The following is a 12,532-nucleotide window of genomic DNA, read 5'->3' as shown; positions in this document are numbered from 1 at the left end:
CGCCGTGTCGCGACTCGAGACCGTCCACGACGTCGTCGGGCCCTGGTCGCTCGCCACCAGCAGGCGGTTCTGGGAGGGCTTCACCCCCGGCAGGCTCGCGTCCCAGACGCAGGCACCGGGCATCCACACCACCTTCCTGTGCGACACCGACTGGCAGCGGGTGGACGCCGTCATCACCCAAGACGGGCCGTCCGTCCGCATCGTGGTCGATGGCACCGGGGATCTGGATGCCGCGACCGACCAGGTCCGCCGGCTGCTGTCGATCGACATCGACGGACGCAGCTGGCCCGACGTCGCGATGCGCGACGGGGTCATCGCGGAGGCGCAGGCGCAGCTCCGTGGCTTCCGTCCGTGCGGCTTCTTCTCGCCCTACGAGGCCGCCGTCTGGTCGGTGCTGTCGCAACGCCTGCAAATCCGGCAGGCGGCCGCGATCAAGACACGGCTCACACAGCAGCTCGGCGACGACGGAGCCTTCCCGTCTCCAGCCGCGCTGTTCGCGGAATCACTGGTCCTGCCCGGACGCAAAGCGGAGTACCTGCACGCGATCGCCGAGGCCGCGCTCGACGGCAGGCTCTCCGGCTCGTTCCTCCGATCGATGCCGTCGGCTGAGGCGTTCGTGCAGGTGCAGGGCATCCTGGGAATGGGACCGTTCTCGGCCGAGCTCGTGGTGATCCGCGGCGCGAACTTCCCCGACGTGCTGCCACACCACGAAGGCAAGCTGAGCGACGAAATCACGAGACGATACGGAACCGATCGCTCCTTCGATGAGATCACCGAGGCGTGGAAGCCGTATCGCTCCTGGGCCACGGTGCACCTGCGCGCGCTGCGAGCCGCAGAGGGCAGATGATCCTTCCGCCTAACCGCATCGGAACGTCGATTGGGACGCGACCACGACACGGAGCGAAGCTGCTCGTAAACGTCTCGTCGTCAGCCGTTACGCGGGGTCGACATCGAGCGCGACCCGTCTCGGTAGCCGATCTTGGGTTCAGCTGCGAGCTCCGTTCAGGGTGCCTGTTCTGCCGATACGCCGAGCCGCACCGCCAGCTCCATCGAGCGCAGACGAGCCGGTGAGAAGTCATAGGGCATGGCCTGGATCGCCTCCGCCGCGCTGGTGACCCGTGTGTCCTTCGCCGTGTCGGAGTCGGGCGCCGTGTCGGTGTCTTTGGGCAGGTGCAGTTCGTCCCAGGCATCGAAGAGAGCGTCGTCCTCCTCCAGCTGACCGGACTCCTCGATAACGCTCATCAGAGTGGTCTCGAAGGCGTACCGCTCGGCCGCCACCTGCGCCACGCGAGGGTCATCGACGGCGACCGTATCGTCGAGTGCCGCTTCAGCGGCGTCGACGCGGTCGGACTCGGTGCGCAGTTCGGGGTGAAGGGCGAGGGTGAGGAAGCGGCTGGCCTGAGCGATGGCGCCGAGGGGACCGAAGATGCGCTCGGTGACCAGGAGGGTGTCGAGGTCGTCCTGGCGCAGCGAGCCCACGGGTGCGGCCTCGAGGCGGCTGGAAACGAAGTCGTCGAGCAGCCCCAGCCGGCTGCCGAGGGTACGCATGCGCTGCACGGAGCTGAGCTTCTTCTGCAGCTCGGCCATCTGCGCGACGAGGGTGTCCTCGAGCCGCGCGAGGACACCGGCGACCTCGTCGTCGCTGTCAGCGTCGGCGGGTGCGCCACCGGTGAACGCATCGCGGACGTCGTCGAGGGCGATGCCGGCGTCGGCCATGCGTCGGATCCAGAGCAGTCGGATGATCTCTGCATAGCCGTACCGGCGTCGACCGTCGCTGCCTCGCTTGCGCTCCGGGAGCAGGCCGACCTGGTGGTAGTGGCGGATTGCGCGCGGAGTGGTGCCGACGAAGGCCGCGGCGTCGCCGATCAGGACCTCACGGGGAGGCGTCGGGAATGGGTGCATGGCGGGCCTCCGGGCTGGGGACGAAACTTAACGTGCTTCGAGCAGACCACATGACGCTGCGGCAGGTGCAAGCCGATCTCACGTAGGACGCTGACGCCGGTCAGCTGGCGTGTACATCGCTCGCCTGCAACACCTGTTGTTGAGGGCTGCTAGATCAGTGGTGAGGATCGGCGACTTATTGCTTTACGGGCCGAAGATGTGACCGGTGAGTAATCCCTGTCCGGACACCTTCGCAACGCGCTCAGCCGACGGCCTAGAGCCGGTCGACGGGGACCGCTATGCAACTAGACGGCACGAGCGATGCGCCCGGTCTCGCCTACCGGAGCCGCACACTGGGTGTTGTCAGCCGGTAGTGCGGGAGTTGCGACGGTCGAGCCCGCGCGTCACGGCCCCGAGGACCCAGTCGATGAACCAGCCGACGAACCCGATGACCGGGATGAGCACGATGATGACCACCCATACGACCTTGTTCGTCCCGCTCCGGCGCCGATCACGAGCAACCTGAACGAGCGCGACGATGATGAAGGCGAGATAGACGGCGATGACGAGCAGGTGCCATGCGGCGAGGTTGTTCACGGGCGCCGGGTCCTTTCGTATGTGGAGGGTCGAGAATCACGGCCTGGCTTCGTGCCGAGTGGCCTCAGCAGCCGGCTTCCTGGCAGAAGGCATCGAACGCCAGAAGCTGCGCTACGGTGCTGAGCGCTTCGACGTCCAGACCCACGCGCGCCTCGCAAGCGACCCATACCCGGCCGGAAGCGCTTTCGAGTTCCAGACCGCCCGATGAAGGATCGGCTACCGGGACCCGTCCTGTTGCATCTGAACGACCAACGGGCGAACCAGGATGAGAGTGGGTCCGGGCCAGTCAAGTCCGTCGCGCTCTTCCAACGGCACAAAGCCGACGCTGCGGTAGAACGCCCGTGTTTGCGCGTACGGCTCGTTCTCAAAGGACGGCCCGACCGTGTGCACCGACAGCAGGGTGCAACCATCAACCGCTAACCGTGACGCGATGCGCTCGACGAGCAACCGCCCGACACCGGTCCCGCGAGCCTCTGGATCCACCGCGATGAGGTGCAGCTCGGCGGCCTCGCGGAAGTGACGTCGTGTCAGTGCAACGCCAATAACCCCGTCAGGGGCAACAGCGAGCAGGCTCCCGTAGTCGTCGTTCTCCGCCGCCGCTACGTAGTTGTCGATGGCGTCGACGTCACCAAACCATTCGGGTAGCGCCTCGAGAATCCGGCGCACGTCCTTCGCGCTGCGGTGCTCCACGAGTTCGATTCCCATATGTTCAAGGTTGGCATACGAGTCGGCGCGGTACATCCGGACGTGCATCGGCTACCGGGACGCGATCACGACACAGAGCGCAGGGCGACACAGAGCGCAGCGAGAAGGGCGACACAGAGCGAAGCTGCTCACAGGCCTCGACTGTCTCATCTAGCTGGTCCGAAACTGGTTCCGGCAAGGTGACCAATGCGAGACGGTGTCGTGCGATGGGGCTCGGGCATCAAGACGGATGAGGTCGCGGCCGCGGCCGCGGCCACCACGACCACGACCACGACCACGACCACGACTACAGCTGCTCCGCTCGTTGCCGGCTCAACGCGGAGGTGACGTTGTCCAGGTCGTCGGGGAACAGCGCCGCGTAGGTGTCAAGAGTCACCTTCGCCGACTTGTGGCCCAGCATCCGCTGCACCACTTTGACGTTGGCACCAGCGCTGATCGCGAGTGATGCAGCGGTGTGCCTGAGGTCATGTGGTGTGACTCGGCGGAAGCTTGCGTCGGCCGCCATTGTTCGCTGGACCGCCCTCGCGAACCACCCCTGGCTGGAGTGCCCTGGCCGGAGGAAACCTCCGGCTGGTGACGACCAGAGACGATCGTCGGGGTGCTTGTCCCGACAGGCCGCTGCAACAGCCGAGTCGAGGAAGTCAGGAAATGCGACGGAGCGCCGTTCATGCGACTTCACACTGCCCAGGACGTGCTGACCGTTTACCTCCGTCACTCCCTCTCGAATGTTCAGGCGACGTCGACCGGGGTCAACGCTACGAACTCGCAGGGCGGTCGCCTCGCCCCATCGGAGCCCGGTGTACGCAAGTAGCCGGACAAGCTCGCCGTACGTGGCCTCCGAAGCCAGCGCCTCGACCTGCCGATGCGTCAGGAACACCTCGTCGGGGATGGGCTTCTTCTTGACGGTGAGGCCGCGCGCAGGATTCTTCACCACACGGTTCTCCTCGACGGCCTCGTCTAGGATGCCTGCGAGCAGGTCTCGGGCCCTAGCCACCGAGGTGTGCGAGAGCGAATGCCCGAGTTCGTTCAGCCACATTTGAACGTCTCGCTTGGTGACTCGGCCTACGGCGTACCCGCCCCACTTTGGTTCGACGTGCACGCGCCAGCAGCTTTCAACGGAGTGGAAGCTGCTTTGGGTGAGCTTGAACCGGTGCATCTCAAGCCAGGCTGTCCCGAGCTCGCCGATGGTCACGCGCGCATCCGTTGGATCGACGTATGAGCCTCGCAACTTCGACACCTCGACAGTGTTGAGGTAGTTGAGGGCATCGGTCTTGCGGCGGAAGCCGCGGTCGTGGCCACGTGTCCCGTCGGGCTTTGTGTACCAAACTTCGTAGAGCTTGCCGCGGGTTTTCGTCTCGTAGGACTTGACTGATCCCACTCTCAGCGCAGTTCGTCGGCGGTGCTGGCGTACTCCTGCTCGAGAAGCCACGCCTCGACGGCTTCCTGCCGGTAGAGCGGAAATCGCCCGACGCGAATGAACCGTGGGCCCGCTCCCGTGACGCGCCACTGCCGCAAGTTACGGGTCGTCACATGGAGCCGAGCGGCCAGCGCGTCAGGGGTGAGCAGATCGCTGGGCTGCGCGAGCGGAGCGAGAGTGGTCTGAGACATAGGTGTTCCTCGAAAGTCGATGCTTCCGAGGAGGCCTTTGGAGCCGAACCTGTTAACGGTTGCTTGGCGTACCCACTCGTCGAGCCTGCAGTGGCCCTAGTCCTTTTATCTCATTCAGACGTGCGTTCACCATACCTGATGCGACTGTCTCGGACAACGCCGGACACATGAGCGCCCCCTTCATAGCTACCTGACTCTGCCGGTCCTGTGCAAACCGCCGCGGGGCTGCTCGCGCGAGCAGCGTCTCTCCCAAGCGACTCACCTGGGAGACTTCGAGGCGAATCATTTGAGAAATGATTCCGCAGCTTCACGCCCTGCTCCACCGCCCCGAGGGCGCTTCATCACAGGCCTCTCTCGCGGCGCCGCCGCATAGTGCCGCCGACCCGGAAGGGCGGCTCGCAGCCGGTGTCCGAGACGGAGCGAAGCGGAGGCGCGGCAGCGGCGCAAGGCACCCGAGAACGCCCCCGACGGGGCGTTGGAGGGCAAGGAGCGTAGCGACGCAGTATGGGCCCCAAGGAGCGCCAGCGACGACGGGTGAGGGGCACCCGGAGACCGAGCGCAGCGAAGGTCTCAGGGGGTTCCGAAGGACTGTCGGCTACGCCGACCGACGAACCAGTTTCCGACGAGCGCAGCGAGGAAGGAAACGCAGGTCGGCGTCAGTCCCCCTTATGCCCTTCTTCTCTGCCGCGAAGATCCGGAGCTTCAGCGACGGATCGAGGTCACGATTGCTGCTGTGATCGGGAGAAACGGATGGATCAGCCTCATCTTGATCAACACCAGCTCCGAAGGATCAAGTCTGGTGGTGGTGATCAAGTGGCATCCGTTTCGCGCGGGAAGTCGGGGTTTGGGTTGATCCACGGTTCTGGGCGTCGTGACGCCGGGGATCAACCCATGGAGCGCAGCGACGCCAGGGGCTGAGGAGCCTGCGGATCAACACCTGATCAACCCCGACGCAGACGCGGGCACGCGGCTGCCTTGGCCCTCGCAAGCAGCGCAGGTCGAAGCATCGCGGAAACCTCTCGCGTAGCGCCATGGCCACATCGTCACGGGGGAGGAACGACGCCGTGACGGGTCCCGCTGCCGCCCGCTTCAGCGGCGCCCTTGGGTTCTCCTTTCTCCCCTCGAGCGCGACTGTGGAGTGCACGTGAACGAGGCTCGTAACAACAGGTGTGACTCAGGTCCAGCCACGAGACCGAGCGCCCTCACGCTGGGAGCCACATGCGGTGCGTTCAGCACCGGGCTTCGGTGCCCCGTTCCTGGTCACGGCTGCGCCACTCGTGGGCAAATTCTGACCAGGGGCGGCCTTCTCTGGGCCGCGAAGCGACCGCCGAAGCTCCTTCGATGGCGCATCGGAGGAGAAAGGGGGCCACCCGGACGCGTTCAGCGTCGGATGGCCATGCCGTGACCATACGGCGGTCACTTGTCGGTCAGCAAGTGGGCGGATCACTCTGCAGCGACCATCAAGCGACAGCGAGAGGGAGCGCAGCGGTCCCGCTCCGGCCACGCAAGACCCACAGTGGGCCCGCCAGTGACCGACCAGTGCCGGCGGCCCCCAGTCGGTACGCTGCGGCCGTGAGCACAGCGCACGCATCCGACTCCCTCGCTCGGCGCGACGTCGAGCCGTTGATCATCGCCGCGATCGCGGCGCACGTCGGAGTGCCGCTGGCGCCGGCGCGCGTCGAGTTCGAGGACGGCGTCCGTGTCGAGCTCGACGGAGCGTCCGAGGACCGGAAGGTCCTCGTCGAGGCGTACGCGCACGTCGGCGCGCTTCGAGGCGGGCAGCCGAAGAAGCTCGCGACAGACGCCTTCAAGCTCCTCTGGGCCGGCCGGAAGCTCGAGGCGACTCGGCTCGTCATCGCGGTCATCGACGTCGGGGTCGAGCAGTACCTGATGCGGCCAAAGGCTTGGCTGACCGCGGCACTCCGCGACAGCGGTGTCGAGGTCGTCCGAGTCGCGATCGACGACGAAGCGCACGCGCGCGTCGAGGCCGCGCAGCGGCTGCAGCTGATGGCAGCGCCCGGAGCGTCAGCGCACGAGGAGTGACCGGCGTGACTGACAGACCGGGGGTGGCAAGTCCAATCCGATGCGCTCACCCGCCAACAGCGGGCAGAGCAGCGCGCCACGTCACAATCGGGTGACGCGCCCAGCCTGTGCGAACACGCCGTGCCGGCGTCGACCACATGAATGATCCCCCCGAGGGGCAGCTGCTCCCCGGGGTTTTTTCGTCGTACCGGTTTGTACCGGATTTCTCGGTACAGGCACGCGTTCAACGACGCCGCGAAAACCCCAGTTCAGAGGGCTGATTTTCGCCGCCTCACCGATTGTAGGCACACGCGATGTTCCACTTCGTGTACCGGGAGCAGACCCGCATGAAGGCGGTCCTGATCGGGGGAAAGCGTGCCGTGTACCGGTTGTACCGCTTCTTTCGAGGAACCCCTATGCGTGCGTGTGCGCGCATGCGCGCGTGCGTAGAGGTTCGCAGAAACCGGTACAACCGGTACAACCTGCCCCTCTACCCTCCTACTTCCTTGGAAAATTGGGGAAGTAGGGCTCGTGGGGCGTACCGGTTCTCGAAAATCACGGCTCAAAAGTGGTACACGACTCACACCTGCACGAGCCCTCAAATGCCGGTTTGACCTGGGAAAACCTGCCACGCGAGCCTGTACCGGTTTCCGAACGCGAAAGTGGTACATGTGGTCCGATCGCGCCCTCGAGTAGGCCGAAGTGGCTGGCGAGCCTGAGCACCCGTGCCCGACGACGGGTGCGGCTCTCCGCCGCAGCTGTTCAGTCACGCCGCGTCGGTCGACGCCCGAGAACCTGTGCTGCGTGGACTCTATGCTTCGCCGAAACCATTCGATCGGCCGCCTCGCAACAGTCATGTCGACTATTAATCTCCCCGGGATCGCGTTGATCAGAGCCGCTTGTTGCCAAGTCAGGACGCTCGAGGCACGTTCGCGCGCACGTCATCGGCCTGTGTCTCGTCGAGGTCCCAGAGTCCGGTGTGCTCCGGGTACTTCTCACGGATGTACTCCCGCACCACCTTTCCCGGCCGCGACTCATTCGTGTAGCCGAGCTCGGCCGCCAGCTCTCCTGGCGTGTACGTCGTCACGAGCGCGGCCGCTTCGAGTGGTTCCGCACGGGGTTCCGAGGCTTGGTGAGTGACTTCGAGTTCGTCCGGCAAAGCTCGCCGATTCCGGAGCCGCACGACGGGCACGGGTGGGACAAGTCCTCGGTGGCGCGAAGATCGCGCTCCATACCTGCGTAGAACGCGTCCACCGGAACACTCGACGAGTCGAGGATCGCCTGTTCGACCAGATCGCGGTGCTTCACGAGCGCGTCGTAGAACCGCTTTGGGTCGTCGGCCACACGCATCACGGCCGGGGCGACCTCCCACAGCGCCCGCTGCAGGTTCGGAAACGGTCGCGGACCACCGCAGTCGCCGTTGCCGACGCGGACACCGTCTCGTCGGGCTTCGGCGATGTGCAGCATCTCGAGGTAGTGCAGTTCGAGAGGCGACTCCGCCGTCGCGACGATCGTCTTGGTGAGGCCACTGGTGCCATACTCCGCGAGCACCTCGGTCATGAAGGCCCCGCTGCCGAGGTAGCCATCGACATGCTTCGGGTCGAGGCGCGTGCTCTGACCGATGTAGGCCCACGCCTTGTCGGCCGGTTCGGTCCTGAACACGTACCCGACTGCTGACGCCGGCACCTTTGCCTGGTCGCTCATGGTCACCACTCCCTCGAGGTCATCGTCATCGTCCCGTGAGCCGACCGAACCGCCCGCGGCGTCGCGGTGGTGCGACGCGCGCCTCCGAGGCTCCAGCCGGCACGGGAACGCCGATCGTCATGGTCCGCTCTCGCTCCGCCGGGTCCGGCATCGGCGTCATCGGCCAGTCCGCCGGCACGTAGTTGTCGGGCACCACGTACCCGCCGCAGTTGACGACCTTGACGGCGGCGATGATCGTGACGCTCTGCACGTGCAACGTCTCGTCGTTGAAGTTGAACGGCCTCCGGCCGTAAGGGACGTACGCAGTCGTCTCCCGGAGGTTCTTCGACCAGGTGAGCCGTCCGACCGTCCCGGCGGGTGAGGCCGCCCACCAGTGGCTTCCATCCCACCGCACACAGAGCTCGTCACCCAAGCGCACCCCACGCATGTGCTCGGCCACGCTCGAGCGGTAGAGGTTCGACGCCTGCGGCGTTCCGCGGATGGCATAGACACTCGCTAAGAGCCCCGTCGTCCCGAACCGGCGGTCACCGTTCTTGTGCACCGAACCGAGCTGCGGATGACCGTCCGCGGCAGCGGGCACGTCCTCTGCGTCGTTCACCTGCTTCCTCCCCGGCCCCTCGTCCCCATCGTGCTGCGTTCTCGCGCCAATAACCAGCGTCCGGGGCTCCCGCTCAGTTGTCGAGGAAGTATCCGAGATGCACCCAGCTTCCCCTGTCGCAGCTGCCGCCGACGTCACGTCGTCGGACGCCCAGCTCCGGACTCATCAGACGGCCGCCAATGAGGTGATCGCCGTCCTCTGCCCCCGCCGACAAGCTCAGCCCAGTGTTACTTCAGGGGGTCGGATCGAGGCCGACGAGAATCACAGTTATCGCAGCTATCTGGTCAACCGAGAGCCTGCCGCTGCAGGGACCGCACCGTCTGCCCAGCAGTCCTCGCGAGCCGGTGAGTGCGCCTCGCGGCTGATGACCGGACCGTCTTTCCATGGTTTCGGAGCGTTTCTCCCTCGTATACGTGGAAAACTGAAAAGCCCAGATCAGAAGCAATCTCGGCGCACTGGACAGCACCCGGCGTGAGCGTGCAAGCTGCAGCCCATGCAAGGTCACTCAGAGCCGCCCGCCGCCCCCTCGCACGTACCGACCAGCGAGGTGATCGATCGTTTCGCGCAGGCCCTCGCTCGGCTCGAGGTCGACGGCGACTGGCTGGTCGAAGCGCTGACGCAGCACATGCGGTCGATGCAGTCAACCGATCCATCTCTGTCCGCCGACGACCGGAAGCTCCTCCTCGCGGATGTGGCGTCCAGCTTGGGGATGCCGATCGATCGAGAAGCAAGTGCAATCGGCCGGGGTGACCTCCACCTGAAGATCGTGAGGACGTGGCTCAACTCGGTCTGCGCCACGCTCTCCGTTGAAGAGACGAAAGCCTTCCTCCAGATCGATGACGAGGAGCTTGTCCGCCGAGTCGCAAGTCGACACCTGGTTCCTGTCAAGCTGAACGGTCAGCTGCGCTTCCCCGATTGGCAGTTCGACCCTCGCAATTCGCCGATGAAGACGATTCGCAACCTTCCAGATATCTTTGAGTCCCTCGAGGCTGACGGAGCTGGTTGGCAGAGTGACGCGGCGTTCATGGCGACCCCTCAAGACTCGTTGCGGGCAGTGGTCGCTACGACCCCTCATCAGTGGTTACAGGCGGGCGGAGCGGTCTCCGCAGTCCTGGACCTCATCGACGGCAGGGATACCTTGTGAGCGCATCGCTCAGTTCAGGAGAGAACGACTTTCATCGAGTTCACGCCCAAGAAACCGCTCGAGTAGTCACGGGGCATCTAAGTCAATCCGGCAGAGCCACTTTCGGTTCCTGGGAGCAACTGACCGACGAGGAGAGGAGCAACATCACCGATTGGGTTGAGCTCATCTTCTTGTCTCAGATCGAGGCGTACGGGCCCGCTCTTCGACGTCTGGGCATCGACGACGCCGGGGACTGAGCGGGAGATCGCGAAGCGCTTCCTAGTAGCCGGCGACCCCTCTGCGCTCGGCTTCCATAATGACGACAGCAATTTCTGGGAAGGAACACCGATGGACTTCGAAGACGGAACCGATGCTGAATTCGATGACGACGACTACGAACTAGGGTTAGATAGCGCGCTCGACGAAGTGCTGGTGCCTCGAGGATGGCTTTCGCTGCGACGCGGCCACCTCGGTGCGGCGCGGGTGTACGACACGTGGTACTTCGAGCTTCCGTCTGGTGTCGCAATGTTCCTTGCTCCCGCGGAGAAGCGCGGCTATGAGGTGGTTCACCGCGTGGGCTCGGCAGTTCAGGAGCCAAGGCTCTACTCGATCCCACGAGAACGCCTGATCGAGCAGTTGAACCGCCTCGAGGCCGAGGGCACGCTCGCTTGGCCCAGAGTGCTGTCCTAGGAGCTCGCCGGTGGGTCTGACCAATCGCCGGCGTAACCGGCCTACGCCGTTGAATACGACGAACGAACCTGATCGATCGCGGCGGCTACGCCCTCAGCCGTGGCTCTCTCCGCGCGAGATGTCAGCCCGAAACAGGATCAGTCCGGCCCGTCGGTTCGACGTCTGCCAGCCGGAACAGGAGACTGAGAAGCGAGCCCCGATCGGAACAGGACATGATGGCGAAGATGGAAGCCGCGGACGGCACGTCCGAGCGTAAGCGGATCTCGATTCCGAAGGTCGACACCTCAGTGCTCGACTGGTGGGAGCGTCAGCACGATGCGGGCATGTCCATCAGACTTCTCATCCGACGAGAGATCGAGCGGTCTGGCTACACAGACATCGTCCACGGCCGAGTAGAACAACGGCTTCGGAGCGACGAGGTGTGATGTGGTCATCGTCGCGCGAGCGTGACCCAACACCACCAGACGAGCCCGACCGACGCCCGTGCTGCTCCTCGTGGGAGGACGTCGCAACTGGTATCGCCCCCGCGTGGAGGACGACCGCGCTGGTCAACCCCGGCGAGGCCGCAAAGATCCGCGAGTGGGCAAACCCAAACGGTCACGAGGTCTGCTCACACTGTCGCAGAAGCCAGGCCTTCCGCGACGCGTACGAAACCGCGCCCTAACGCCATTCCCCTAGACGAAACATGCGACCACCCCGAAACGCGGCCGGCTGTTCTCGTTCGCGCCGGCACGGCGCTCGCATGTCAGTTTCGCCCTTTCGAAGTCGAGAAGACTGCCATTACTCGACTGCTTTGACGACGATGGCGGCAGCAGCAATATGTACTGCTGGTCTCGGCATTGCGAGTAATCACTCCGCATTAGGCGGCGGCGTAGCAACGACGGTGAGGTCACCCGCGCGAAGCGTGCCGCTCGCACTCACGAGCCACTGCCGGCTCTGTTCCGCAATAAAAAAGTTCAAATGGTTCGGCAGCATTCGCTCGTACTGCAGGGGTGTGCCGATCACCAAGAGCTGGTGGGGAGAGATCGGAAAGGTAACTGTGCTCACGGCGGCAGTGCTGCTTTCACGGAAGAGGAGTACGGCACCGTCGCCCGTGGCAAGCGAACCTTCCCACGATTCCACGCGCCACTCCCAGGACTCGAGGCCGAGCGAAGAAAGCCGGAGTGTCTCCGTGCGGTGCCGGCCGAGGAAGATGATGTCACCAACGGAGAGCTCGATGTCGTGCAAACTGCCGTCTGTGCCTATCGCGACTGCGGGAACCTTCGCGTCCATCTGGTCCGCGTATTGACCGCGTTCCCGGTGCATCTCCAAAAACTCGATGATCGCGGCCACGGACGCGGAACTGAGGTCAGTTTGTCCGCTGCGGAGACCCCTGATAGCGCGCAGGCCGTCGCTTTCGATTTTCGAGTAGTCATCTTCGAGGTCCCGAGTGACTACGTTGGTTACGTAGGCGTAATTCCTGATCGTGGCTTTCGTCACCGAGGCCGGGTAACCGCGTTGACGTGTTTTGTCGATCACCGAGACGACTCCTCGATCATCCGCCCATGCCGCGATATACCCCTTGCTCAGCATGTGTGCGCCCTTGACCGGTGACCCCTCCATGA

At 64.8% G+C, this 12,532-nt stretch carries 14 protein-coding genes; 5 read left to right on the top strand and 9 right to left on the bottom strand.

Annotation, left to right across the window (positions count from 1 at the left end):
- The first annotated feature begins 4 nt into the window (after positions 1 to 4).
- Entirely contained in the window at positions 5 to 847 is an 843-nt protein-coding gene (locus BIU97_RS11000; RefSeq protein ID WP_052481828.1) for a DNA-3-methyladenine glycosylase family protein, read from the top strand.
- A gap of 155 nt (positions 848 to 1,002) precedes the next feature.
- On the opposite strand, the gene BIU97_RS10995 is transcribed toward BIU97_RS11000, so the two are convergent.
- From BIU97_RS10995 to BIU97_RS10975, 5 genes are all read right to left on the bottom strand, one after another.
- A complete protein-coding gene (locus BIU97_RS10995) occupies positions 1,003 to 1,902 on the bottom strand; it encodes a helix-turn-helix domain-containing protein (protein WP_042539511.1) in 900 nt (299 codons plus the stop codon).
- A gap of 342 nt (positions 1,903 to 2,244) precedes the next feature.
- Complete coding sequence (locus BIU97_RS10990; protein WP_042539513.1) at positions 2,245 to 2,478, bottom strand: PLDc N-terminal domain-containing protein; 234 nt, start codon at positions 2,476 to 2,478, stop codon at positions 2,245 to 2,247.
- 216 nt (positions 2,479 to 2,694) lie between these two features.
- Positions 2,695 to 3,183 (bottom strand): GNAT family N-acetyltransferase, encoded by a 489-nt coding sequence (locus BIU97_RS10985; RefSeq protein ID WP_071297729.1) that lies wholly within the window; start codon positions 3,181 to 3,183, stop codon positions 2,695 to 2,697.
- Positions 3,184 to 3,469: 286 nt separating this feature from the next.
- Positions 3,470 to 4,561, bottom strand: a complete 1,092-nt coding sequence (locus BIU97_RS10980) for a tyrosine-type recombinase/integrase (protein WP_071297640.1) — start codon at positions 4,559 to 4,561, stop codon at positions 3,470 to 3,472.
- A gap of 2 nt (positions 4,562 to 4,563) precedes the next feature.
- Positions 4,564 to 4,791, bottom strand: coding sequence for a helix-turn-helix transcriptional regulator (locus tag BIU97_RS10975; protein WP_071297639.1), 228 nt, complete (start codon positions 4,789 to 4,791; stop codon positions 4,564 to 4,566).
- 1,572 nt (positions 4,792 to 6,363) lie between these two features.
- On the opposite strand from BIU97_RS10975, the gene BIU97_RS10970 reads away from it, so the two are divergent.
- A complete protein-coding gene (locus BIU97_RS10970; protein ID WP_139195349.1) occupies positions 6,364 to 6,834 on the top strand; it encodes a hypothetical protein in 471 nt (156 codons plus the stop codon).
- Positions 6,835 to 7,723: 889 nt separating this feature from the next.
- Here the strand turns inward: BIU97_RS10970 and BIU97_RS18085 are convergent.
- The 3 genes from BIU97_RS18085 to BIU97_RS10960 are packed head-to-tail and all read right to left on the bottom strand — an operon-like array spanning position 7,724 to position 9,115.
- Positions 7,724 to 7,900 carry a hypothetical protein gene (locus BIU97_RS18085; RefSeq protein ID WP_175470246.1) on the bottom strand — a complete coding sequence of 59 codons (177 nt, stop codon included), beginning with the start codon at positions 7,898 to 7,900 and terminating at the stop codon, positions 7,724 to 7,726.
- Positions 7,897 to 8,517 carry a hypothetical protein gene (locus BIU97_RS10965; protein WP_139195998.1) on the bottom strand — a complete coding sequence of 207 codons (621 nt, stop codon included), beginning with the start codon at positions 8,515 to 8,517 and terminating at the stop codon, positions 7,897 to 7,899. The genes BIU97_RS18085 and BIU97_RS10965 overlap by 4 nt, the downstream gene beginning before the upstream one ends.
- 25 nt (positions 8,518 to 8,542) lie before the next feature.
- Complete coding sequence (locus tag BIU97_RS10960) at positions 8,543 to 9,115, bottom strand: hypothetical protein (RefSeq protein ID WP_071297636.1); 573 nt, start codon at positions 9,113 to 9,115, stop codon at positions 8,543 to 8,545.
- A 547-nt stretch (positions 9,116 to 9,662) separates the two neighbouring features.
- Between BIU97_RS10960 and BIU97_RS10955 the strand changes: the two genes are divergently transcribed.
- From BIU97_RS10955 to BIU97_RS10945, 3 genes are all read left to right on the top strand, one after another.
- Positions 9,663 to 10,259 carry a hypothetical protein gene (locus BIU97_RS10955; RefSeq protein ID WP_071297635.1) on the top strand — a complete coding sequence of 199 codons (597 nt, stop codon included), beginning with the start codon at positions 9,663 to 9,665 and terminating at the stop codon, positions 10,257 to 10,259.
- A 327-nt stretch (positions 10,260 to 10,586) separates the two neighbouring features.
- Complete coding sequence (locus BIU97_RS10950; protein ID WP_071297634.1) at positions 10,587 to 10,928, top strand: hypothetical protein; 342 nt, start codon at positions 10,587 to 10,589, stop codon at positions 10,926 to 10,928.
- A 212-nt stretch (positions 10,929 to 11,140) separates the two neighbouring features.
- Positions 11,141 to 11,353 carry a hypothetical protein gene (locus BIU97_RS10945; RefSeq protein WP_071297633.1) on the top strand — a complete coding sequence of 71 codons (213 nt, stop codon included), beginning with the start codon at positions 11,141 to 11,143 and terminating at the stop codon, positions 11,351 to 11,353.
- Between the two features lie 424 nt (positions 11,354 to 11,777).
- On the opposite strand, the gene BIU97_RS10940 is transcribed toward BIU97_RS10945, so the two are convergent.
- Positions 11,778 to 12,530, bottom strand: coding sequence for a DUF4238 domain-containing protein (locus tag BIU97_RS10940; RefSeq protein WP_139195997.1), 753 nt, complete (start codon positions 12,528 to 12,530; stop codon positions 11,778 to 11,780).
- Positions 12,531 to 12,532 lie beyond the last annotated feature (2 nt).

The sequence above is a fragment of the Curtobacterium sp. MCBA15_009 genome (genome assembly GCF_001864895.1).
GTDB lineage: Bacteria > Actinomycetota > Actinomycetes > Actinomycetales > Microbacteriaceae > Curtobacterium.
Note: the sequence above shows the minus strand (reverse complement) of the source record. Positions and strands in the feature narration are given on the sequence as shown.

Bases quoted from the DNA above. Each gene is read 5' to 3' on its own strand.
- BIU97_RS10995 (WP_042539511.1), bottom strand. From the start codon at position 1,902: ATGCACCCATTCCCGACGCCTCCCCGTGAGGTCCTGATCGGCGACGCC.
- BIU97_RS10985 (WP_071297729.1), bottom strand. From the start codon at position 3,183: ATGGGAATCGAACTCGTGGAGCACCGCAGCGCGAAGGACGTGCGCCGG.
- BIU97_RS10975 (WP_071297639.1), bottom strand. From the start codon at position 4,791: ATGTCTCAGACCACTCTCGCTCCGCTCGCGCAGCCCAGCGATCTGCTC.
- BIU97_RS10965 (WP_139195998.1), bottom strand. From the start codon at position 8,517: ATGAGCGACCAGGCAAAGGTGCCGGCGTCAGCAGTCGGGTACGTGTTC.
- BIU97_RS10950 (WP_071297634.1), top strand. From the start codon at position 10,587: ATGGACTTCGAAGACGGAACCGATGCTGAATTCGATGACGACGACTAC.
- BIU97_RS10945 (WP_071297633.1), top strand. From the start codon at position 11,141: ATGATGGCGAAGATGGAAGCCGCGGACGGCACGTCCGAGCGTAAGCGG.
- BIU97_RS10940 (WP_139195997.1), bottom strand. From the start codon at position 12,530: ATGGAGGGGTCACCGGTCAAGGGCGCACACATGCTGAGCAAGGGGTAT.